Here is a 22,309-nt window from a genome sequence, read left to right as displayed (position 1 = left end):
TTCCCGTACAACATCTCACTGGGCCGGGGAATGTCGTTGCCGTGCGCCGGCGAGGTGGATGGCGACGTGTACACACCCCACGAAAGGCCCGGCATCGCCGTAGTCACTCTGACCTGGAGGACGTTCGTCACCGACGCGTGCCCACTGGCCGTCTACGTGAACTTGAACAACACCGACGCACCTCGCGTGGATCCCTACAGCGGCGCGAAGCCGACAGGCGGGACCTGGATGGTCCATCTCGAGTCGGCCGCCATCGGCACGGTCCCACCCGCGGGCAGGAAGTGGACCGAGCAGATCGCGATCGACATCGGTTCCGGCCGAGCGGGACTGACCCTCACCACGGACGCTCCACTCAACACCACCCTGCTCGACCCCGCGGGCAACACGGTTCGCTTCACGGTGGCCTAGCTGTAATGGCCAGGGACGTTGTGGACGGCGTGGCGACAACAGATAGGTGAGGACCTCCGGTATCGGTGTGGTTACCACAACTGCACCGACAACCGAGAGGTCCTCGTGTCCCACGCTAACGCCTCCCTCACCCCTAAGGGACGATTGAAGCTCGCGAGTTCGATCGTCGACGACCACTGGTCCATCCGGCGGGCCGCCGAACGCTTCCAGGTCTCACCGAGCACCGCCAAGAAGTGGGCCGACCGGTACCGGGCCGGCGGGGCGCCGGCGATGATCGACCGGTCCAGCCGGCCCCGCCGCAGCCCCGCGCGCACACCGAGACGCACCGAACGACGAATCGTGGCGCTGCGCTTCACCAACCGGTGGGGACCGCACCGGATCGCCTACCACCTGCACCTGCCGCGCAGCACCGTCTCCGCGGTCCTGGCCCGCTACCGGATGCCGCTGCTGCGCCACCTGGACCAGAACACCGGCCTGGCGGTGCGCCGCCCCGCACCCCGCCGCTACGAACACCCCGGCCCCCGGCGACCTGATCCACATCGACATCAAGAAACTCGGCCGGATCCCCGACGGCGGCGGGCACCGCAAACTCGGCCGCACGATCGGCAACCGGCACAACAAGAAACAAGGCCGCGGCTACGCGTTCGTCCACCACGCCGTCGACGACCACTCTCGGCTCGCCTACTCCGAGATCCTCGGTGACGAACGCAAGGAGACCGCCGCCGGGTTCTACCGGCGCGCCGCTGCGTACTTCACCGACCACGGCATCACCATCGCCAGAGTGCTCACCGACAACGGATCCTGTTACCGGTCAACACTGTTCGCCGAAGCACTCGGATCGGTGGTGCACAAGCGCACCCGGCCCTACCGGCCGCAGACCAACGGCAAAGTCGAACGGTTCAACCGCACCCTGAACCAGGAATGGGCCTACGCCCACACCTACCTCTCCGACGAAGCCCGCGCAGCGACCTACCAGGACTGGGTCCATCACTACAATCACCACCGACCCCACACAGGCATCGACGGCAAGTCACCCATCGAGCGACTCACCGTCCACAACCTCCCCGCGAAGAACACCTAGCCACCGAGTTCACGCCCGCGCACCGGAAGCCTCCGCCGCCGAGGAACGGACCCGGGCCGCCACGCCGTCCACGATCGCCCGCGCTTCCCGGGCGAGAGAGTCACGTGAGCGCGACTCCGCGTCGTGGACGATTCCCGTGTGCCCGGTTCGCGCGCCGGTGTATCCGAGAATGCCAGTGATGATCTGGGTGGACAGGGCGGTGTCGTAGCCGCGCTTCGCGAAGCCCTCGGCGTCCTCCCCCGCGACCATGGCCAGATGCACGGTCAGGTGGTCGAGCCTGCGTCCGGTCGGCGTGACTCCGGTGTCGAATGCCCACCCGTCGGTGAAGACGCGATCGACCCACCCCTTGAGGAGCGCGGGCATCGACCACCAGTAGACCGGAAAGACCAGAACCAGGTCGTCGACACCGTCCAGGCGACGCTGTTCGGCGAGCACATCCGCAGGAGGAGTCCCACCCGCCGGATATCCGGCGCGGTCCTCGAGCGAGAACCGTGGATCGAAGCCCTCGGCATGAAGGTCGGCGACAGCGGTGGACACGGCGTCCTCGGCGAGTCGGTCGGCGACGGAGCGAGCGAGACGCTGGGTGAAGGACGTGGGGTCGGGGTGAGCGACGACGACGAGCGCGGTCATGACGATCCTCTCGGTCGGGATGTACCATCAGTAGGTTACCGATGGTAGGTTACCAACGGTACATAGGAGACGGGGCGGTGTCGATGACACGGGTGCGAATGACGAGAGAGGATCGCCACGGGCAACTGGTGACCCTGGCCTGGACGATCGTGCGCGAGGAAGGCGCCGACGCACTGACGCTGGGTCGACTCGCGCACGCGGCCGGTATCACCAAACCTGTTGTCTACAGTCACTTTCCCTCACGCGCAGCCTTGCTGGTGGCCTTGTTCGAGGCGTACGACGCGACGCAGACACTCGCACTGGAGCAGGCGCTCGACGCGGTCGAGCACTCACTCGCCGAGCGAGCGCGCGCCATCGCCACGGCGCACGTCGACTGCGTGGTCACCCACGGGCGCGAACTGGCGGGCGTCGCCGCGGCCCTGGAAGGCGCACCCGAGTTGGCCGACTACAAGCGCCGGTCTGACGCCGCCTACTCGGATCGGTGTCGATCATTCCTCGAACCGTTCGCCGAGGGAGTGCTTCCGGCGTCGACCTTGACCGCCGTTCTCGGTGCAGCGGAGGCACTCTCGGCAGAAGCAGCTGCGGGAAACTTGGACACCCGGGAGGCGTACGACGAACTGACGGCGACCATCGTCGACGGAGTGGAACGCAGCCGTCGACGCGTCGCCGACTGACCGAGACGAGGTCGCAAAATACTCTTCATGGTGAAGTTACTTCACAGTGAAGTTATAGTGGTGGCGGGTCGGCCTCGACCCCCCATCGAAAGGCTCGACCGTGACCGCCTCACAGCAGCACCCCGTCCGCGTCCTCGTCACCGGCGCGAGTGTTGCCGGCCCGACCCTCGCATGGGGGCTTGCACGCACCGGTTTCGACGTCACCCTTCTCGAACGGTCGGCGTCGCCGCGTGAGACGGGACAGAACATCGACATTCGCGGCCTCGGCCGAGAGATCGTCCGACGCATGGGTGTCGATCACTCGATCATGGAGCACCTCACCGGGGAAGAAGGCACCCGCTTCGTCGACGAGCGCGGAGAACCCTCCGCAGTCTTCCCTCGCGAGGAGGGTCGCGACGGCCCCACCGCGGAAATCGAGATCCTGCGGGGCCGACTGGCGCAGATCCTCGTCGACGCGGTCCCCGACAGTGTCGAACGCCGCTTCGGTGACTTCATCTCCGCCGTCGAGCAGGATGCCTCCGGTGTCGACGTGACCTTCGACAGCGGATCCACCGAGCGCTTCGACCTGGTGCTCGTCGCCGAAGGACGCAGTTCTCGCACACGGCGCCTGATATTCGGAGCCGAGACCGAACTGCGCGACTTCGGTGTGAGCATCACCTACGGCACCCTCGATCGGCGTCCCGAGGACGTGAACACGTGGGACTGGTACACGGCGACCCGCGGACGCGTCGCGTCCGTCAGGCCGGACAACGAGGGCACCATCAGAGCGAGCATGTCCTTCCGGTCCGAGCCGTTCGGCTTCGAGAAACTGCCCGTGGCAACCCAAGTGGAGATTCTGCGTGAACGGTTCCGCGGTGCCGGATGGCAGACGGACCGCATCGTGGCGGGGTTCGCGGCCCGGCCGGACGAGTTCTACACCCAGCGCATGGAACAGGTACTCGTCTCCACCTGGAGCAAGGGCAGGGTGGCGCTCGTCGGGGATGCCGCGTGGGGCTCGGGTCCGACCGGAATGGGCACCACACTCTCCCTGGTCGGAGCGCACATCCTCACCGGCGAGTTGGCCGCGCACCCCGATCGACCGGACCTCGCCTTCGCTCGCTACGAGGAGCTCATGCGTGGCTACGCCGACAGCGCGCAAGGACTCCCCCGCGGCGGCGCGAAGCTGCTGCATCCGATGTCTCCCACGGGAGTGCGGGCACTCCGCGTCGGCCACCGCGTGGCGGCTTCGGCGCCGGTGCGCAGACTGTTCCAGTCGACCCTCCTGACGAGCGAGAAGCATGTTCCCCGCCTCGCGGAATACCCTCATCTCCGTGCCTGACATCGCCCACGCGGGAAAGACCACCCACCGATGACCTCACCCCAGACGCGCGTTCTCCAGGCCCTCCGGCTGTACGCGGTGAGGTACCAGGAATCGGCGCATCTCCTCGCCCGCTGGATGGACCTGCCGACCACGGACGGAACCGCACTGGGAGAGGTGATCTGGGCCGAACGCGAAGGCAGCCCGCTGACTCCCGCGGCGCTGTCGCGGCGGGTGGGCCTCACCTCCGGTGCCACCACGGCGTTGATCAACCGGCTGGAAGAGAGGGGGTTCGTTTCCCGCAACCGCGAGAGCAGAGACCGCAGATCGGTGACGCTGCGGGCCACCGAGGCCGCCCACGAGCGGATCGACCCCTTTCTTCGACGGTCCTCGGCGGCGCTCGACACTGCACTCGGGGACTACGACGCCGACACCGTGGACGCGATCAGCGAATTCCTCGTTCGATTCGCCGATGTGCTGCCGGGGGTCTCCGACGCGGAAGGTCACGTCGAGGACGCGTGAGGATCATCCGCGAGACGGCAGCACGCGCCTCATCAGCGACCGTGCCGCCGACACGACCAGACGACGGTCGTGCGTGAGGATGAACTCGAATCGCCGATCGGCGTCGGGAACGTCTACATCGCCGAGGTCGCGAGCGATCAGCGCCGCGAAGTAGTGCCGGCCCACCGCCGTCACCGTCCACTCGCCCGAGAATCGTTCTGTTGCATCCAGTGCGGCACCGCGCACTCCGGGGGCCGGCTCGTCCGGCAGGCCCACCCCCAGCGCGGCGATGAACGGGTGCAGGGCCGCGAGATCGGCGTACCGGTCGACCACGTTCGGCGCGAACCACCGGGCACGTTGGAATGCCGAGAGCACGATGAGTGGGTCCACAGCGCCGCGGGCGTGGTCCTCGATCTCACGAGCCATGCTCAGCACGAACGCTTTTCGCCCCACCAGGGGTGGGATCTCCCCGAACAGGTCGGACGGCACCTCCGGCACTGCGGAACCGGCCGACGACCGTCTACGTGACACCACCGACGGCGTCCGGTCGAGAACGTCGCGGCGTCGCGACGTGTCGGACGGCAACGCCGCGGGTCGGCCGAACAACCAGCCCTGCCCCAGGGTGGCACCGAGCGCTCTGGCACGGGCCAGATGCTCCTCGTTCTCCACACCCTCGGCGAGAATCGTCGCGCCGGTGAACTCGGCGTGCGCACGCACCGCAGCGATGACACGCGCTTGTGCCGGACTCGGATCGGACTGCACCAGCGTGCAGTCCAACTTGATGATGTCCGGTGCCACGAACTCCAGCATGGTGACCGTGGCCTCGTTGGCCCCGACGTCGTCGAGGGCCACCGAGCACCCGAGTCGTCGAGCAGCGTCGACCACCGCCAGCAACGTGGCGGGATCGGACAGCAGCGACCTCTCGGTCAGTTCGATCACGACGTTGATCGGCCGGTCGAAGCTGTCGAGCATTCTCCGTGCGAAGTCGGGTATGACGGGCCCGTTGTGCGGTTCGACGTTGATGAAGACGCTGTACTCGGTACTCAGACCGGCCTCCGCGGCACCGGAGAGTGCGGCCAGTCGGCATGCCCAGTCGAGCTCACGCACCACACCTCGATCCGCCGCCTCGTCGAATACCCGTCCGACATCCACACCGGGTACCGCGGGCCACCGAGCCAATGCCTCGTAACCGACCACCACCCCGGAGTCCAGGTCGACGATCGGCTGATACACCGATCGCGCTCCCCACACGTCCGCCAGGACGGCCTCGACCGCGCGGGATTCGGGATCGACGATGCGCTGCACGCCACCCTCTCCGACGGACTTCCGGGGTTGGTCCGCCGCCGCTCGACTACGGAGCGACTGTGATCACCCCCAGCCTACGGGTCCTGCGCATGTCGGGACGCTGATCGGGGTTCGAGTAACCGAGCATCCGCTCTGCTACGGTCCGAGGTGTCCGCGGTACTCACCGTTCACCGCGACATCGACGAAGGACGGATGCCTCATGACTTTCTCGGGTAAGACCGTGTTCATCTCCGGGGCCAGCCGCGGAATCGGGCTGGCCATCGCGAAGCGCCTCGCAGCGGACGGCGCCACCATCGCGCTGCTGGCCAAGACTGCCGAACCCCACCCCAAGCTCGACGGGACCGTGCACACCGCGGCCGCGGAGATCGAGGAGGCGGGCGGGCAGGCGCTGCCCATCGTCGGAGACGTTCGTGACGGCGAGGCGGTGCAGGCCGCCGTCGGCGCCGCCGTGGAGCAGTTTGGTGGCATCGACATCTGCATCAACAACGCCTCGGCGATCAACCTCGGATCCATCGACGAGGTTGCTCTCAAACAGTTCGATCTGATGAACGGCATCCAGGTGCGCGGGACGTACGCCGTGTCGCAGGCGTGCCTGCCCCACATGAAGGGCCGCGACAACCCGCACGTCCTCACGCTCTCACCGCCCTTGCGCCTCGAACAACGGTGGCTCGTGCCGACCCCCTACATGATGGCCAAGTTCGGGATGACGTTGTGCGCCCTGGGAATCGCGGAGGAGATGCGGGAGATCGGCATCGCATCGAACACGCTGTGGCCTCGCACGTTCATCGCGACCGCCGCGGTGCAGAACCTGCTCGGCGGCGACAAGGCGATGAGCGAGGCACGGAAGCCCGAGATCTACGCGGACGCGGCGTACGCGGTGCTGAGCAGACCGGCCCGCGACTACACGGGACAGACTCTGCTGTGCGAGGACGTCCTGCTGGAGTCGGGCGTGACCGACCTGTCGGCATACGACTGCACGCCGGGAGGCGAACTCGCAGTGGACATCTGGGTCGACGAGCCCAATCCCCCGGGCTACCGACCACCCGCCTGAGGCAGCCCGCCGGCGACCACCGTGCCGTAACAGAGCACATGCTCTGGTATGGTTCGGTGGTGCCTCGCCCCCGCCTCCACGACCTCGACGCGCTGATGGACGCCGCCGAGTCGCTGGCGGTCGACTCCGGCGCCTCCGCCGTCACGATCCGCGCGATGTCGGAGCGCACCTCGATCTCCAACGGCGCCATCTATCATGCGTTCGGGTCACGAGCGGGCCTCCTCGGACGAGTGTGGGTCCGTGACGCACGTCGGATGCTCACTCTGCAGAACGATGCGGTGACCACGGCACTCGAGCACCGACCCGGACGTGACTCCGCCGTCCGGGCCGTCGTGGCGGCCGCAGACGCACCGGCTGCCTTCCTTGCCGAATCACCCGTCGCAGCACGGTTTCTCATGACGGTCTCGCGGCGAGAGCTGTTGGGCACCGACGACCTGCCCGACGAGGTCGCCGCAGACCTGCGCACCCTCGACGAGACACTGGCCGCACTGCTCGTCCAACTCTCCCGAGCCCTGTGGAACCGCGCCGATCGTGAGAGCGTCGCCGTCGTCAAGGACTGCGTCGTCGGGCTCCCGACAGCACTGTTGCTGCGCGGCACCACATCACCCGACATCGCCGCCCGGGAACGACTTGCCGCCGCCGTCCGCGGCATTCTCGCCCTGCCCCCACCGACCACGGATCACGCCCCGCCCACACGAAAGGCCTCCTCATGACCGCCACCCTCGACCTCCGCGACGGCATCGCCGTCCTCACCCTCGGGGACGACGAGAATCGCTTCTCCCCGGACTGGCTCGACACCGTCGGCGCCCAGCTCGACACGGTCGAAGCCGACGCCCGCGGACTCGTCACCGTCGGCACCGGAAAGTTCTACTCCAACGGACTCGACCTCGACTGGCTCATGGCCAACGGCGAGCGCGCCGACTGGTACGTCGGCCGCGTGCACGCTCTATTCGCCCGCATCCTGACGTTCCCGCTCCCCACCGTCGCCGCCGTCAACGGCCATGCCTTCGGCGCCGGCGCGATGTTCGCTCTGGCGCACGACTTCCGCACCATGCGAGCCGATCGCGGTTACTACTGCTTCCCCGAGGTCGACATCGACATTCCTTTCACCCCGGGCATGGCGGCGCTGATCCAGGCGAAGCTGTCACCGCAGGACGCCGTCGTCGCGATGACCACGGGGCACCGTTACGGCGGCGACGACGCACTGGCCGCGAGACTCGTCGACGCCATCGCCCCCGACGACGAGGTCGTCGGTGCCGCGATCGAGCGGATCACGCCCATTGCCGGCAAGGACCGCGGCACCCTCGGCGCGATCAAGACCACCATGTTCGCGCCGGTCGTCGCGGCTCTGCGCGCGAGCTGAGTTCGACCTCGGCGGCGATCAGCCCGCCCGTCCACCGAAGGCGTAGTCGGCCAGGGGGAATCGGCGGCTGCGCCATGCCGCCTCGGGAGTGGTCGACGCCCGGAACGGCACGTCCCCGTTCGCGGTGAAGTAGTAGCTGTTGGCGCCGGCACACGTCGGATCGGTGAAGACCTGCCACGACCGACGTGCCAGTATCGCGCTCATGTACTGCTCCTGCGCCGCCGAGGTCACCTCGGCGAAGGTGGCCCGGCGTCGACGAGCCTCGGTCAGGACACGCACGATGTGCGCGGCACTGTTCTCGACCAGGGTGAAGAACGAGGCGCCGTTGTATCCGTAGGGGCCGAAGACGGTGAAGAAGTTCGGAAAGCCCGCAGTCGCGACGCCCTGATAGGTGTGGAACCTCTCGGCGTCCCAGTGCTCCGCCAGATCGGTGCCGTCGGCGGAGGTGAGCGGATACGTCGGCAGTGCGTCCCTGTCGGTGACCTTGAATCCGGTGGCGAGGACCAACACGTCGAGCTCGTGCTGCACGCCGTCGCTCGTGCGGATGCCGCCGGGCGTGATCGCCTCGATGGACGTCGTCTGCAGAGAGACGTTGTCCCGGTTGAACGTCGAGAGATACGAGTTGTGGAAACTCGGCCGTTTGCACCCGAGCGCGTAGGTCGGAGTCAGGGCGTCCCGTGTGGCCGGATCGTGTACCTGTGCGGCGATGTACCGACGCGCGGCGACCTGGAGAGCCGCGGTGGCGGGAACCCACTTGTGAAAGTGCGCCAGCACCGGGAACGTCGCCTCGACGAACGCCTGGCTCGCCAGGCGGGCGATCTGCCGGACTCCGGGGACTGTCTCGAGACTCGCCCGTCCCATCCGGCCGAGCGGGAAGTCCGGCTTCGGCAGGCACCAGATGGGCGTGCGTTGAAACACCGTCAGATGGTCCACCTCCGGTGCGATCTCCGGGACCACCTGCACCGCCGTCGCGCCGGTACCGATGATGCCGACCCGCTTACCGGCCAGCGAGACCTCGTGGTTCCACCGGCTGGTGTGCATCGTCGCGCCCTCGAAGGTGTCGATGCCCTCGATGTCGGGGAGCTTGGGCTGGCTCAGCGGCCCGCCCGCGTGGATCAACCAGCGTGCCGTCACGTCGCCGGCGCTGGTCGAGATCGACCACGTCGCGGACGGCGCATCGAACGAGGCCCCGTGTACGCGCGTGCCGAACTGCAGATGAGGCGCCAGGCCGTACTCGTCGACGATCTGCTCGGCGTAGGCACGCAACTCGCGGCCGGGGGCGTAGCTGCGCGACCAGGTGGATCGCTGAGCAAACGAGAACTGGTAGCTGAAGGACGGGATGTCGACCGCCACGCCCGGATAGGTGTTCCACTGCCACGTGCCGCCGGGACCGTCACCGTCGTCGACGATGAGAAGATCGTCGAAACCGGCCTTGCGGAGCGCGATAGCGGTACCCAGGCCGGAGAAGCCTCCGCCGACGATGACGATCTCGTGGTGCCTGCGCGGTGACGTGTCGGGCATGAGGCCCCTTCTTCGACGGTGTGTGGCCGTCGAGGTGCATCCCTCGTGGCCTCGTGACTCTGCGACGGTACAACCGTGACCCGAATCGGACAGCGAAACGTGCAGCGCACGTACTTCCACCGTCATCACGGGGTCCGACCTCCTAGTGTCTGCACCATGACCGTCGAACGAGTACCGGTGTCGGGCGGACACATCACCGTCGAGACACTCATGGGCAGCTCCGATCCGATCCTCGTGATCCACGGGGTGTCCAGCCAGCGCATGCTGTGGAACTGGCTGCACGCGGAGGCGCCACACCTGACGCTCGTCGCGCCGGACCTCCGCGGCCGCGGTGACAGCGTCGACGTCACGGGCGCGTCGTCGCTCGCCCGTCACGCGGACGATCTGGACGCCGTTCTCGAGGCCCTGGGACTCGACTCCGTGCACGTGTGCGGCATGTCGATGGGTGCATTCGCCGCAGTGGAATTCGCAGCGCGGTTCCCGTCCAGAGCGAAGAGTCTCGTTCTCGTCGACGGAGGCGTGCCGGTGGAACCGCCGGCCGGTCTCACCCGAGACACCGTCGCGGCCGTGTTCGAGGACAGGATCGCGCGAACGCGGCAGCGATGGGACGACCTCGACGACTACCTCGACTTACTGGTGTCGACGTCGTTACCGCTGCTGGACCGTGACGATCCGCTCCTCCGGGAGTACGCCGCTCATGATCTGGCCGACGGTGCGATCCGGCTGTCGACCGATGCGGTCGTCGCGGACGCCACGGACGTCTTCTTCGGCGACTCGCGGTTCCGCGACCTGACGGTGCCGATCCGATTCCTGCACGCGCAGTGGAGCGTCGGGGCAGGGTCTCCGCCGATGTACTCGCCGCAGGACATCGGCGCTCTCGAGCTGACGTCCGTCAGAGCACTGGACGGCCTCGATCATGCCGGCACGATCATGACCGCCGTGGGCGCGGCTGCCGTGGGCGAGACGATCAACGACGCACTGCGGGACGGGGTCAGTGACGGGACGCGGTGAACACGTCCACTGGATGCGGCACTCGAAGGCCTCCGTCCGCGCCGGGGACCGACACCGCGTCGAGGTAGGCCCGCACCGGGCCCTGTAGATCGGGGGTCAGCCTGGCCTGCACCGCGAAGTCGAGCACCTCGTCGCTCGCGGACGCCAGATCGACCAGCGCGTGCAGAGTGGCCACGTCGTCGACGACGATCCCGGCGTCGACGAAGGCGTCTCCGACGTCACCGCTGAACCACTGTCGATGACCCTCGAGCGGAGGTGCGAGAACTCCCACCAGCGCGTTCAGCTCGGCCGACGGTGCGACGGCCACACACAGTTCGCCGCCGGGACGTAGCAGCGCGAGAGCAGCGCGCAGGGTCGCCCCGACATCGGCGACGTAGTACATCGAGTGCACGAACATCACGACGTCGAAGGTCTCGTCGTCCACCGGGGAGTCACCGAACGACGCCACGTGGCCGTCGGCACTCAGCTCGTCGGCACCCAGCGCGGCCATCGTGGCGGTGAAGCGCTCGACACTGCCGATCCACGGATCGATTCCGACGTACCGCACGGGGCGCCCTGGCACCGCCAACACCAGACCGGCGGCGAGACGGACGTCCAGCACGCCGTCACCGCATCCCACAGACAGCACCGAGATCGGTCCGTCCCCCCTGGTACCCAGCCTGCCGGCAAGGTGCTCGGCGATCAGATCGCGCTGATCGGAGAGCAGTTCGAAAGCGGAATGCAGGCGGGCGTAGGAGTCGGGTTCGAGGCCGGCCAGGGCCGGAGCTCCCCGCCGCACGGCGCGCACACCGTCGAGAAGCACTGCGGCGAGCTCGGTGGGCGGTGGCGCAGCTATGTTGGACATCAGATACGAGTCAATCACGACGCCTCATCCGGTGTGTTGCGGTCGGCTCCTTTCAGGAGGAGTGACATGAGCAGCGGAGACACAGCAGAGCGCAGCCTCAAGCACTGGAGCGAAGCCGGTCGCACGGGCATGGAGGCGTTCTACGCTCTCGCGACCGAGGACTACCGGCAGCTGGCGTTGGCCGCCGACTGGCCGACGCTCCTCGGCGACCGCGCGCACGAGGGCTGGTCGCTGCTCGACGTGGCATGCGGCAGCGGAAAGTTCCCCACCGCGCTGCGCCGCTACACCGACCTGTCGGCGGTTCCCGAGCTGGCCTACGACCTTCTCGACCCGTCCGCGTTCTCCGTCGCCGAGGCACGCGGCGCGCTCGGCGCGCCGTTCGCGGCCCGGCATGACCTGGTGATGACCCTGCAGGACCTCCCCGCGGATCACGCCGGCTACGACGTCGTCTGGGCCACCCACGCTCTCTACGCACTGCCGCCGGACGAATTGGACGCTGCAGCAGAACGATTCGTGGCCGCACTGGCTCCCGGAGGCCTGGGCCTGATCGCACAGGCCACGGCGGCCTCGCACTACCTCGCGTTCTACGACGCCTTCCGCGCCGGGGTGCGCGAGGCGACGCCATACACGACCGCCGAGCAGGTGCGCGACGCACTGACACGAGCCGGCGCGGACGTACGCGATCAGCGCGTCACCTACACGACCGGTACCTCCGACCGTGGCATCGCCGAAGGTTTTCTCCAGCGCTGCGCGTTCGACGACTCGGTGTCGCTGGAGGAGATGGAAGCCGCTCCGGTGCTGGGCGAGTACCTGGCCTCCTGCCGCGACGCGTCCGGTTCCTACACCTTCTCGCACGAGGCGGCGCTGCTGTGGCTCTGAACGACTCGACCACCAATGATCGCCTGCCCGAACAGAACCGGGACGGCGGTATCGATCAGGACTGGGCAGGCGACGATCAGGACTGGTGGGACTGGTACGTCACCCTGGCCGCGAACGATGCGGCGCCCGCCGAACTGGTCGAGGGTCCCGGCCTGCCCGATGTCGAGGCCGCCACGGACGAGCAGATCGAGCGCGAGCTGGCCGAGCCCTACGCCCTCGATCCCGCTTCCGTCGAGGCCTTCGCACGGCAGGCTTTCGTGCGACTGCCCGCAGTGCTGTCGCCGGCGGTGGTGCGCCGCCTCGCCGAGCGACTCGAGGAGTTGCTGCGCGCGGAGCACGGTGACGACGTCGCCGGGCGATTCACCGCGCTCGAGCAGATGTGGCTCCACGACGACCTGATGCGCACCGTGGCGCTCTCGCCCCGCATCGGCGGTCTGGCTGCGGCACTGCTCGACGTGCCCGGAGTTCGCCTGTACCACGACAATGCGCTGTCCAAAGAGCCCGGCTGCGGGCGCACGCCGTGGCATCACGACGCCGAACACTTCCCCCTGCAGACCACCGACGCCGTCACCGCGTGGATGCCGATGTCGGCCATCCCGGGCCGGATGGGTCCGCTGTCCTTCGCCCGCGGCCGGGACGTGTTGGACGAGGTCGCCGATCTGGAGTTCGACAAGGTCGGCACGTCGTACGACGAGGCCGTCACCCAACGCTTCCTCCAGCGCGACGTCGCGGTGGAAGCGGAGCCGTTCGCGGTGGGAGACGTGTCGTTCCATTCCGCGCTGTGCTTCCACACCGCGGGCCCGAACCGGACGACGCAGCCGCGTCGAGCACTCGCCACCACGTACTTCGCCGACGGCACCCGTGTCGTGGAATCGCCGACCCTGATCAGCGGCACGTGGCGCGAGTTCCTCCCCGGCATCGAGCCCGGCGGACTCGCGGAGTCCGAGCTCAACCCGGTGGTGGGTCGCCGGGACTGAGTCGGCCGGCGGCAGCGGCCGTCGTCAGCGGTACGTGCGCACCATTCCCTGAATCGGATCGAACGACGGCGGCACATCGAGATCGACCTGCGTCGTCTGGGTCTGCACTCCGTCGTCTGTCGGTGACACCGTCTGCGGCAGAACGCGCCAGTGGGCGCGTGGGTCGTCCGGCTGCTCGTGGTCGGTACTCATCGCTGCCTCCGTGTGTCACCGCGGTAGTTTGGTCGCCGTGCAGTGGCGACAGTACGACCCTCGGGCGAGCGCCGCCGCCGGAACGGGCGCCTTCACAGCGTGTCTCGCGGTGATGTCCACCCCGCCCACCGATCTGATGGTGGCAGAGCGCGACTCTCCTGTCAGCTCTGTGTTCCTCAGTCCCGCGTGGGCCGGCGTCGTCGCAGTCGTGGTGGTATTGACGGCTGTCCGTGTGGCGTTCACTCACTCGCGGCGGGGCTTGATCACCGGTGTCGGCGCGGCGGGCACCGCCGTCCTGGCAACGCCGGCGGCGGTCGACATCTCCACGGCGTGGTCCGTGACTGTGGCCGGTGTCGGATCCGGACTGATCCTCGTCACGGCGGTGACACTGGCCCACACCAGTCGCACCGCATTCGTCGCTCTGGCTCTCGGAGCCGCATCGGCCTACCGCTTCTCCCCACTCGTTGCGCAGCAGTATCCGGACCACTTCCGATGGTCGGTGAGTCTGCCGGGCGACGCATTCTTCCCCGAGCCGGTCGTGCCGATCCCGGTGCTCGTGGTGACCGCAGTGCTACTCGCGAGCACGATCTCGATGCCGCACGTCGTGACCCGTGGTCCCCGAACTGTGCACTGGCGCATGGCCGCTGCGGTCGGTCTGCTGTGGGTCGTGTACGCGCTCCTCGGTGACTACAGTGTGTCCGTCGGTCAGTGGACAGTGGCCGCGGCAGCGACGGTCGTCGTGATCGTCGGGGCAGCCATCGGTTCCGCGGACAGCGGTGCATTCTTGTGCGCAGGGCTTGCCGTGGCCTGCACCTTCGTCGGAGGAATGGTGTGGAACGCGTGGTGGCTCGTTCTCCTCGCGATCGCCGGCTTCACCGTCGGCGCCCTCGCAGCGCGGTGGGCACCCTCCACTCCGGTGGGCTGCTGCATCCTCGCGCTCGTCTGCGCGTCGGCTCTGTTCCCGTACGGCCTCGTGTCCACCGTCGGGTATGCCGTGGTCCTGCCTGCTGCCATCGTCTATTCGCTACTGTCGTCCCGACCGTCCGATCCGACGATCACTTCCGTGGGCCTGCTGATCCCGACCATGCTCGCCGTCGTCACACTGTCCGCTCCGCCGGACCGTCCGTACGAGTTCGGATGGACGGGTAGTGCCGACCGGATTCTCGTTCTCGAACCCGGGACCGTGGGTTCCCGCTCGGTACTCGCGGTCGTGGTGGCCATGTTCGCGGCCGTCGTCGCAGCGGGCGTTGCAGCACGTGTCGACCGTCGGAACCACAAGCAGCAGAGCCCCTCCTGAGTCGTAGCGGTCGTGGACTTCCGACCCCGGTGGACGGGGGCGACAGTCCACAATCGATGACCCGTTCGGCATCCACGGTCGATCGGTGACACTCGAACGCCCATCAGCGGACCACCCGCCCCGCCTCGAGCTTCACGACCCGATCGGCCATGTCGATCACGAGCGAATCGTGAGACACGCAGGCGACTGCCACGCCGCGCCGGGCTTCAGCCCTCATGACGTCCCGAATGCGATCCCCGCTCGTCGCGTCCAGACCCGTCGTGGGTTCGTCGAGAAGCAGAAGATCAGCGCGACGCGCAAGGCCCTGCGCGAGCAACGCCCGCTGTCTCTGACCGCCTGACAACGCGGAGAAGGGCCTGTCTGCGAGCTCGCTGATACCGAGGCGATCGAGCGCGTCGTCGACGACACGGCGAGACTCGGCATCGAGACGGCGCCACGCCCGCCTCCCGCCCCAGACGCCGACTGTCGCGACGTCCCGCACCGTCACCGGCAGTCGGTCCGGGACCGCCGCGCGCTGTGGAACGAATCCTAGTGCCCGCGTCGCGACTCGGGTGCCGGACGTCAGCGCACGCGTTCCCGCGATCATCTCCAGCAGTGTGGATTTGCCGGCACCGTTCGGACCTGCGATCGCCGTCACCTCTCCCGCGACGACATCGAGGTCGACCCCGTCGATGGCCACGTGTTTGTCGAACTCCACACGGGCACTGCGCAGCCGAGCAGCGAGTCGGGTCGTGTCGATCTGGCTCATGGACTCACCTTACCGACTTTGAAAACCATTATTATTATCGCTACGATCCCAAGCGTGACAATTCAGGCGCTCGTCGAGCCCTTCTCGCTCGCCTTCGTGCAACGCGCCCTCGTCGGGGGCGCACTCGTGGCGGTGCTGTGCGGGGTCGTCGGTACGTGGGTCGTCATCCGAGGCATGGCTTTTCTGGGAGAAGCCCTCGCGCACGGGATGTTGCCCGGGGTCGCCCTGGCGACGGTCCTGGGGGCGCCCGCGCTGGTGGGCGGCGCGCTCAGCGCGGTCGTGATGAGCCTCGGCATCGCTGCGCTCCAGCGTCGCGGATCCCTCTCCTACGACACGAGCATCGGCATGCTGTTCGTCTCGATGCTGGCACTGGGAGTCATCATCATCTCCCATTCGGGAAGCTTCGCCACCGATGCCACGTCCATCCTGTTCGGAGACATCCTGGCCATCACGTCCGTGGACATCGCACTCCTGGCCGTCGCTGTGGTGGTCGGCATGACGGTGGCCGCGGGCTTCCACCGCTCGTTGGTGGCGCTCGCGCTGGATCCCCGCATCGCGTCGGTACTGGGCCTTGCTCCCCGCGCGGCACAGGCTGCTCTGGTCGCCCTGGTGACGCTTGCTGTCGTGGCCTCCTACCAGGCTGTCGGCTCGCTTCTGGTCGTCGGACTCCTGCTCGCACCTGCCGTCGCCGCCGGGCAGTGGACCACTCGGATACCGACTCGAATGGTGGCGGCCGCCTCGATCGGTGTGCTGTCGGTGTTCGTCGGTCTGCTCATCTCGTGGCACGCGGCCACGGCGGCCGGCGCCACGGTCGCCGCGACGGCGATCGCGCTGTCGGGCCTGTCGGTGGCGGCAAGGGCGGCGACCGCGTCGATCGGACGCACGACATCAGCGCCGGCGCTCTCCGTCTGACACCGGCCGACCCGATCCACCCGAAAGGACACTGTGCGACAACACATCACGACCACCGCTCTCGCCCTCGTCGTCGGCCTGACCGCGTGCTCCACCGAGCAGGCTCCGACGATCCCCGCCGACGAGGTACCCGCCGAAGGCCACGGAGCGATCGCCGACGCCGCGGAACTCGCCGAGCCACGACTCGGCCTCACGACCATCGATCCCACCGGCTCGATCTCGCACCTGGACCTACTGGACGAATCGGTGTCCGACCTCGGCACCATCGGTGCACCCGAGGCGATGAGCACCGACGGACGCTACCTGTTCGCCGGGACGGACGCGGGAATCGAGATCGTGGACAGTGGCGTCTGGACCTGGGACCACGTCGACCACTTCCACTACTACCGCGCCGAACCCCGGCTCCTCGGCACCGTCGAGGGCGCCGGCGACGCGACCGTGGCCACGTCGAATCAATCCACCTCGGGCGGAACCGGGCTCTACTTCCCCGACTCCGGCGACGCCGTCCTGCTCGACACCGCGGCGTTGTCGAAGGGCGAGATCTCCGAGTCGTTCCGGCTGCAGAACCCGCCGGGAGACGGCATGGTCGTGCCCGTCGGATCGTTCGCCCTCGTCACCGACGGGGTCGGCCCCTCACGGACAGTCGTCGGACACACCTCGGACGGAAAGCGCACCGGTCTCGTCGAGTCGTGCCCCGACGCCGCCGGCACCATCACCACGCGTGTCGGCACCGTGATCGGCTGCTCCGACGGCGCGCTGCTCGCGTCCGCCACCGGAGACGAACTCACAGTGGAAAAGATCCCGTACCCGACTGACGTGTCCGCCCCTCCCGCAACGTCGTTCGACAATCGCGAGGGCCGCCCCACCGTCGCCGGCCTCGCCGGCGATCAGGGCATCTGGTTACTCGACACCCGCCAGAGGTCGTGGACGCTCCTTCCCGCTCCCACTCGCTTGACGCATGTGTCGGCGGTCGACGACAGCGACGACCATCTTCTCAGCCTCTCGGCCGACGGCCGCGTGTTCGTGCTGGACGGAGCCGACGGTTCGGTCGTTGCCGAGACGGGCGCGCTCGTCGCCGCATCACAGGCCGCCGGTGAGACACCCACTCTGATCGCCGACCAGCAGCGCGCCTACCTCAGCGCGCCCACCGAACGGAAGCTGTACGAGATCGACTACGCCGACGACGCCCGCGTCTCCCGCACGTTCGAGACCGCGTCCGAACCGGCCTTCACGGCCGAGACGGGACGCTGATGATGCGAGGACACCGGACGGGCAGTCTCCTGGCCGCGGCGGCAGTGGCTGTGGTGGCCCTTCTCGCTGGATGTTCGGCGACAGCCGATGACCGTCCGGTGGTCATGGTCTCCACGAACATCCTCGGCGACGTCGTCGAGGAACTCGTCGGCGACGAGGCAGAGGTCGTGACGCTGATGAAGCCGAACGCCGACCCACACTCGTTCGAGATCTCCGCGCAGGAGGGCGCGCGTCTACGCTCGGCGGACCTCGTCGTCTCGAACGGGCTGGGATTGGAGGAGGGACTACAGCAGCATCTCGACGCCGCAGCCGCAGAGAAGGTTCCGACGTTCGTCGCCGGGGACGTCATCGACGTGCTCGACTACCGGGAGGGCGACGCGGCGGGCAGCCCGGACTCCCACTTCTGGACCGATCCTGCCCGCATGATCGCCGTCGTCGATGCCTTGGAACCGGTGCTCGGCGATCTCGACGGAGTGGATCCGGCCACCATGTCGACACGAGCGGCCGAGTACCGCGGACAGCTACAGAGTCTCGACGAGGAGATGTCCGCCTTGTTCGCCGCGATCCCCGACGAACGGCGTGCGCTCGTCACCAACCACCATGTCTTCGGTTACCTCGCTGACCGTTTCGACTTCGAGGTCGTCGGGGCGGTCATTCCCGGCGGCACCACCCTCGCCGCACCGTCGGCGTCCGACCTGTCCGATCTCGTCGATGCCGTCGACTCCACCGGTGTCCGCACCGTCTTCGCAGAATCGTCCTCGCCCGACCGACTCGTTCAGGCACTCGCCAGTGAAGCCGACATCAGCGTGGACGTCGTGCAGTTGTTCACCGAGTCGCTCACCGGTCCTGACGGCGGCGCCCCCGACTATCTGACGATGATGCGCGTCAACACCGAACGCATCGCCGCCGGCCTCTCCCCCTGATCGGTATCGTTCCCACACAGAAAAGGATTCACATGCGTCTCAATCACTTCCGGCGGGCAGGCTCCACTGTGCTCGCGCTCGGCGCGGTCGTCACTCTCGCGGCGTGCTCCTCCGGAACCACCACGACCGCCGCCGACTCCACCACGAGCACCACCGCAGCGATGCAGGCCGGCCCTCGTGTCGCGGTCTCCTACGACGGCGGCGTACAGGTGCTGGACGCCGCCACCCTCGAGACCGTCGCGGACTTCGACTCCGAGGACTACACACGCCTCAACCTCGCCGGCGACGGGCGCAACGTCATGGTGACCACGAGCAAGGGCTTCCAAGTTCTCGACACCGCCGCGGGCACCACGGACGCACCACAGCTCACGGACACGGTCTTCGAGGCGGAGAAGGCGGGCCATGTCGTCCGGCACGGCGGCAAGACGATCTTGTACGCCGACGGTACCAGCGACACCACGATCTTCGACACGGCAGCACTGGAGTCGAGCGACGGTCTCCCCGAGGTGGAGAGCATTCCCGGTGTGGAGGCGCATCACGGAGTCTCGGTCGTTCTCGAGGACGGCACGTTCCTCACCACCGTTGGTAATGCCAACGGACGCACCGGTATCGAGGTGCGCGATGCCGCCGGTGCGGTCATCGCGCGCAACGATCAGTGCCCCGGCGTCCACGGCGAGGGAACGGCACAGAACGAGATCGTCGTATTCGGCTGCGAGAACGGTGTCCTGGTCTACGACAAGGGCGAGATCACCAAGCTCGACGCTCCGGACCAGCCCTACGGGCGTACGGGCAACGCGTACGTCAGCGAGACCAGTCCCTTGGTCGTCGGCGACTACAAGAACGACGCAGACGCGGAAGGCTCACTGCTGCAGGCGGTCACCGTCATCGACACCGTGGCGAAGACGCTGGACGTCGTCCAGATGCCCGACGGTGCCGAGTACACCTGGCGCGGGGTCTCCCGTGGACCCGACGACAAGGCCTACATCATCGGAACCGACGGCGCCCTGCACGTCTTCGATCCCGAGACGCGCGAGTTCACCGCTTCCTACCCTGTCATCGGTGAGTGGGAAGGCCCCAGCGAGTACCAGGACGCACACCCCGGCATCTCCATCACCGGCGACACCGCCTACGTCACCGAACCGGACACCGACAGCATCCACGCCGTGGATCTGACCACCGGTGACGTCACCGTCAGCAGCGAACTCGACGTCACTCCGAACGAGTTCGTGGCCGTCACCGACTGATCCTGTCGTCACCAGGGGCGCGGTGTCAGCCGCGCCCCTGGCTGGTCGCGTGCGTCAATCCGCGACCAACCGCGCTGATCGGAAGTGTCGACCCACTCCACGCTCGCGTTGCCTGCTGATGACGTAGGAGCCGGGCGCAATTCCTGTCGCACCGTGTTCGGGATGAATCAGGTACGCCGTGACCTCGGTGTCGAGGATGCCCAACGCAAGGCCGTTCGGATCGAACACCGGAGTGGACCACATGCAATGGCCTTCCTCGCAGACGAGGCTGTGAGGGTTGCCGCCGGCGGCGCTGCGAAGCAGTTCGACGCCGGTGAGGGGCACGTCGTCGGCCCGCGTGCCCCGAACTGCCTGCACGTGGAGGATCATCGGACGCGGCACGACGATCAGGTCGCCCTGAGCTTGAAGCCCGTCGACGACGGGTATCGACACGTCTCGATCGAGATAGTCGAAGACGTCGAGGCCGGTCAGGGCCGTGAGTGTGGACAGAGTCATGGTCGTGGTCATCGAAGTCACCTCGGGTCGGCGGGATGTGGTCACGTGCGGCGCACGAGACGGGAGTAGTCGTCGCCGGTGATGCCGTAGGTCCATCCGGCGGCGTCGAGTGCGGACGTCATACCGTTCGGAACCGGCAACCCGTAGCGTCGCCGCCGACCGTCCCGCTCGACAGAACCGTTGACCACGAGCAGAATTCGGCCGTCGTCCACCCAGCTGGTCGGCGTGGCGTAGAGCGACAGCGGGGCGCCGGCATTTCCCGGATCGTCCGTCCGGTCGACGAGTTCGAGTCCGGCCTCGTCGATGTAGACGTCCCACCCGATGCGCTCTATGGCGCACCGTCGTACCTCGATGTTCCGTTCGCGTGCGATGCGCTCGACGGTGGGTTCGGTGATCACCCACTCGGGAACGATGGTCCCGTGATCGACATGAACGGATCGTCCGTCGGCGAACTGGACTGCGGGCTCGTTCTGTCCGTGCAGTCGCCGTTCGTTGTGCACCGCTCCCGGAAGAGGTTCGGTCTGAAGAATTCCAGGTCGCTCGGACATGACGCAGACACTGTCGAATGCCCACCACCAGCCGGTCGCCCCCGCGAGGGCTGTCTGAGTATCGAGGATGGCGTGATCCGTACCGCGGAAGGCAGAGATGCCCAGTGTGCGATGGATGTCGTAGTACGCGAGCCGGTGCGCTTCCTGCTGCCCGTACCACGCCACGCTTCCCGTCGGTCGCTGAACGAGTGACCGCACGGCGGCCGCCACTCCATCGAACAGGCTCGTGCGCAACGAATCCCACACCGCGATTCGCAGCAACTCGTCGGGCGCGATCCCCTGCCGCGCGGACTCCGCCAGTGGCTGCGTGCGTGCAGCCCAGAGGGAGCGACTGTCGGAAGGCCATCGTCGCGACACCCCGCCCGTGCGGTTGTCCATACGTTCGCGTGACCGTGAGACGGTCGACGCGATTCGAGCGGCAGCACCGGACGTCAGAGAGTTCGTACCCGACAACTGTTCGGAGACAATCAGTTCGGCGCCAGCCGGTGGGGACGGTACCCACACGAACTCGGGACAACGGAACCCTGCATGCCTGTACAGATCCGCTACGGCGGCCTCGGCGGTCGGCCTGTCGGACGGCAGAGTGGACAGACCCAGCGCGAGCCACGTGTCCCGCAACGTGGGTACGGATGCCATCTGATGAATCGAAGACGATGCGGTTCTTGCCCTGACCGCGAAGGGTGTTGCTGCGGCGCTCACGCGAGGGTGGCGGTGTCCGCCTTTCCGGTTGTCATGTGTCCGAGAATGACACGTCGCGCGACGCAGCGCAAGAGTCGGTGCCGATACCCGTAGCAGGATCGGCACATTCGGCCGAAAGTTCTCCCAGGGGGGCAGCGCACCGGATCTGACACCGTCGAGCGATAGACCATTCGTGCGATGCCACTCATTCGCCTTCGGCGTTGATGCGGCGTCGATACAGGCATACGGTGCCGTCATGGGAAATCCACGCACCGCCGCGATCGGCCTCTACCTACTTGCGGTGATCGTGCGCGTGGCGACCTGGGGAGGCACGTCGGCGGCCGATCGCAGCGACGACGTGGTCCTCCTCCTGCTGGTCGGAGCAGTGGTCGCGGCGATTCTCTCGGTCAGGTCTCGCACGGACACGCCGTGACCCGCCCGTGCGCGGCAGCGGCGAGCACGATCTAGACCGATCAGTT

Annotated in this window: 24 protein-coding genes and 1 pseudogene; 17 read left to right on the top strand and 8 right to left on the bottom strand. The window is 67.7% G+C overall.

Annotated features, from left to right (window positions below; translation table 11 throughout):
• The first annotated feature begins 66 nt into the window (after positions 1-66).
• Both QE449_RS07305 and QE449_RS07300 read left to right on the top strand, forming a co-directional pair.
• Complete coding sequence (locus QE449_RS07305; protein ID WP_307108556.1) at positions 67-408, top strand: hypothetical protein; 342 nt, start codon at positions 67-69, stop codon at positions 406-408.
• A gap of 105 nt (positions 409-513) precedes the next feature.
• Positions 514-1,489, top strand: a pseudogene (locus tag QE449_RS07300) (IS481 family transposase).
• 9 nt (positions 1,490-1,498) lie between these two features.
• On the opposite strand, the gene QE449_RS07295 reads toward QE449_RS07300, so the two are convergent.
• Complete coding sequence (locus QE449_RS07295; RefSeq protein ID WP_307092091.1) at positions 1,499-2,119, bottom strand: NAD(P)H-dependent oxidoreductase; 621 nt, start codon at positions 2,117-2,119, stop codon at positions 1,499-1,501.
• A gap of 98 nt (positions 2,120-2,217) precedes the next feature.
• On the opposite strand from QE449_RS07295, the gene QE449_RS07290 reads away from it, so the two are divergent.
• The 3 genes from QE449_RS07290 (at position 2,218) to QE449_RS07280 (ending at position 4,612) form a co-directional block, all read left to right on the top strand.
• The gene (locus tag QE449_RS07290; RefSeq protein ID WP_307108555.1) at positions 2,218-2,793 is read left to right on the top strand and encodes a TetR/AcrR family transcriptional regulator; all 576 of its coding nucleotides are present in this window, start codon (positions 2,218-2,220) and stop codon (positions 2,791-2,793) included.
• Between the two features lie 100 nt (positions 2,794-2,893).
• On the top strand, positions 2,894-4,111 hold the full coding sequence (locus tag QE449_RS07285; RefSeq protein WP_307092087.1) for an FAD-dependent monooxygenase: 1,218 nt from the start codon (positions 2,894-2,896) through the stop codon (positions 4,109-4,111).
• Between the two features lie 30 nt (positions 4,112-4,141).
• Entirely contained in the window at positions 4,142-4,612 is a 471-nt protein-coding gene (locus QE449_RS07280) for a MarR family winged helix-turn-helix transcriptional regulator (protein WP_027505555.1), read from the top strand.
• A gap of 3 nt (positions 4,613-4,615) precedes the next feature.
• Here QE449_RS07280 and QE449_RS07275 read toward each other — a convergent pair whose 3' ends face one another.
• Complete coding sequence (locus tag QE449_RS07275) at positions 4,616-5,896, bottom strand: EAL domain-containing protein (RefSeq protein WP_051613303.1); 1,281 nt, start codon at positions 5,894-5,896, stop codon at positions 4,616-4,618.
• A 199-nt stretch (positions 5,897-6,095) separates the two neighbouring features.
• Between QE449_RS07275 and QE449_RS07270 the strand changes: the two genes are divergently transcribed.
• From QE449_RS07270 to QE449_RS07260, 3 genes are read left to right on the top strand one after another with little or no spacing between them, the layout of a single operon-like run.
• The gene (locus tag QE449_RS07270) at positions 6,096-6,947 is read left to right on the top strand and encodes an NAD(P)-dependent oxidoreductase (RefSeq protein ID WP_027505554.1); all 852 of its coding nucleotides are present in this window, start codon (positions 6,096-6,098) and stop codon (positions 6,945-6,947) included.
• A gap of 59 nt (positions 6,948-7,006) precedes the next feature.
• Entirely contained in the window at positions 7,007-7,660 is a 654-nt protein-coding gene (locus QE449_RS07265) for a TetR/AcrR family transcriptional regulator (RefSeq protein WP_027505553.1), read from the top strand.
• On the top strand, positions 7,657-8,310 hold the full coding sequence (locus QE449_RS07260) for an enoyl-CoA hydratase-related protein (RefSeq protein WP_307092084.1): 654 nt from the start codon (positions 7,657-7,659) through the stop codon (positions 8,308-8,310). Before QE449_RS07265 ends, QE449_RS07260 begins: the two co-directional genes overlap by 4 nt.
• A gap of 18 nt (positions 8,311-8,328) precedes the next feature.
• Here the strand turns inward: QE449_RS07260 and QE449_RS07255 are convergent, their stop codons facing one another.
• The gene (locus tag QE449_RS07255) at positions 8,329-9,831 is read right to left on the bottom strand and encodes an NAD(P)/FAD-dependent oxidoreductase (protein ID WP_056448723.1); all 1,503 of its coding nucleotides are present in this window, start codon (positions 9,829-9,831) and stop codon (positions 8,329-8,331) included.
• Between the two features lie 156 nt (positions 9,832-9,987).
• Between QE449_RS07255 and QE449_RS07250 the strand changes: the two genes are divergently transcribed.
• Complete coding sequence (locus QE449_RS07250; RefSeq protein WP_307108554.1) at positions 9,988-10,842, top strand: alpha/beta fold hydrolase; 855 nt, start codon at positions 9,988-9,990, stop codon at positions 10,840-10,842.
• Here the strand turns inward: QE449_RS07250 and QE449_RS07245 are convergent.
• Positions 10,823-11,704: a bifunctional 2-polyprenyl-6-hydroxyphenol methylase/3-demethylubiquinol 3-O-methyltransferase UbiG gene (locus QE449_RS07245; protein WP_307108553.1), complete on the bottom strand. Its 882-nt coding sequence runs from the start codon at positions 11,702-11,704 to the stop codon at positions 10,823-10,825. The two genes, QE449_RS07250 and QE449_RS07245, sit on opposite strands and share 20 nt — an antisense overlap.
• A 48-nt stretch (positions 11,705-11,752) precedes the next feature.
• Here QE449_RS07245 and QE449_RS07240 point away from each other — a divergent pair, with 48 nt between their 5' ends.
• Both QE449_RS07240 and QE449_RS07235 read left to right on the top strand, forming a co-directional pair.
• Complete coding sequence (locus QE449_RS07240; RefSeq protein ID WP_307108552.1) at positions 11,753-12,565, top strand: class I SAM-dependent methyltransferase; 813 nt, start codon at positions 11,753-11,755, stop codon at positions 12,563-12,565.
• Positions 12,556-13,542, top strand: coding sequence for a phytanoyl-CoA dioxygenase family protein (locus QE449_RS07235; RefSeq protein ID WP_222638521.1), 987 nt, complete (start codon positions 12,556-12,558; stop codon positions 13,540-13,542). The genes QE449_RS07240 and QE449_RS07235 overlap by 10 nt, the downstream gene beginning before the upstream one ends.
• Before the next feature lie 24 nt (positions 13,543-13,566).
• On the opposite strand, the gene QE449_RS07230 is transcribed toward QE449_RS07235, so the two are convergent.
• Positions 13,567-13,734, bottom strand: a complete 168-nt coding sequence (locus tag QE449_RS07230; protein WP_222638522.1) for a hypothetical protein — start codon at positions 13,732-13,734, stop codon at positions 13,567-13,569.
• A 37-nt stretch (positions 13,735-13,771) separates the two neighbouring features.
• Here QE449_RS07230 and QE449_RS07225 point away from each other — a divergent pair, with 37 nt between their 5' ends.
• Positions 13,772-15,031: a hypothetical protein gene (locus QE449_RS07225; protein ID WP_307092080.1), complete on the top strand. Its 1,260-nt coding sequence runs from the start codon at positions 13,772-13,774 to the stop codon at positions 15,029-15,031.
• 103 nt (positions 15,032-15,134) lie between these two features.
• On the opposite strand, the gene aztA is transcribed toward QE449_RS07225, so the two are convergent.
• On the bottom strand, positions 15,135-15,779 hold the full coding sequence (gene aztA / locus QE449_RS07220) for a zinc ABC transporter ATP-binding protein AztA (RefSeq protein ID WP_307108551.1): 645 nt from the start codon (positions 15,777-15,779) through the stop codon (positions 15,135-15,137).
• Between the two features lie 54 nt (positions 15,780-15,833).
• Between aztA and aztB the strand changes: the two genes are divergently transcribed.
• Genes aztB through aztD form a run of 4 tightly spaced genes read left to right on the top strand, consistent with a single transcriptional unit; the run spans position 15,834 to position 20,109 of the window.
• Positions 15,834-16,691 carry a zinc ABC transporter permease AztB gene (aztB, locus tag QE449_RS07215; RefSeq protein WP_231476305.1) on the top strand — a complete coding sequence of 286 codons (858 nt, stop codon included), beginning with the start codon at positions 15,834-15,836 and terminating at the stop codon, positions 16,689-16,691.
• Between the two features lie 33 nt (positions 16,692-16,724).
• Positions 16,725-17,942: an ABC transporter gene (locus tag QE449_RS07210; RefSeq protein ID WP_307108550.1), complete on the top strand. Its 1,218-nt coding sequence runs from the start codon at positions 16,725-16,727 to the stop codon at positions 17,940-17,942.
• Positions 17,942-18,865 (top strand): zinc ABC transporter substrate-binding protein AztC, encoded by a 924-nt coding sequence (gene aztC / locus QE449_RS07205; RefSeq protein WP_308123863.1) that lies wholly within the window; start codon positions 17,942-17,944, stop codon positions 18,863-18,865. Before QE449_RS07210 ends, aztC begins: the two co-directional genes overlap by 1 nt.
• A 32-nt stretch (positions 18,866-18,897) precedes the next feature.
• Positions 18,898-20,109: a zinc metallochaperone AztD gene (gene aztD, locus QE449_RS07200; protein WP_027505542.1), complete on the top strand. Its 1,212-nt coding sequence runs from the start codon at positions 18,898-18,900 to the stop codon at positions 20,107-20,109.
• Positions 20,110-20,163: 54 nt separating this feature from the next.
• Here aztD and QE449_RS07195 read toward each other — a convergent pair whose 3' ends face one another.
• Positions 20,164-20,616, bottom strand: coding sequence for a hypothetical protein (locus tag QE449_RS07195; RefSeq protein ID WP_307092068.1), 453 nt, complete (start codon positions 20,614-20,616; stop codon positions 20,164-20,166).
• Positions 20,617-20,645: 29 nt separating this feature from the next.
• Positions 20,646-21,788 carry a DUF6745 domain-containing protein gene (locus tag QE449_RS07190; RefSeq protein WP_307108548.1) on the bottom strand — a complete coding sequence of 381 codons (1,143 nt, stop codon included), beginning with the start codon at positions 21,786-21,788 and terminating at the stop codon, positions 20,646-20,648.
• 298 nt (positions 21,789-22,086) lie between these two features.
• Between QE449_RS07190 and QE449_RS07185 the strand changes: the two genes are divergently transcribed.
• Positions 22,087-22,263 (top strand): hypothetical protein, encoded by a 177-nt coding sequence (locus tag QE449_RS07185; protein WP_156380573.1) that lies wholly within the window; start codon positions 22,087-22,089, stop codon positions 22,261-22,263.
• Positions 22,264-22,309: the final 46 nt, after the last annotated feature.

The sequence above is a fragment of the Rhodococcus sp. SORGH_AS_0303 genome, from assembly GCF_030819335.1.
Classification (GTDB): Bacteria; Actinomycetota; Actinomycetes; order Mycobacteriales; family Mycobacteriaceae; genus Rhodococcoides.
This window is presented reverse-complemented; position numbering and strand designations above follow the sequence as displayed.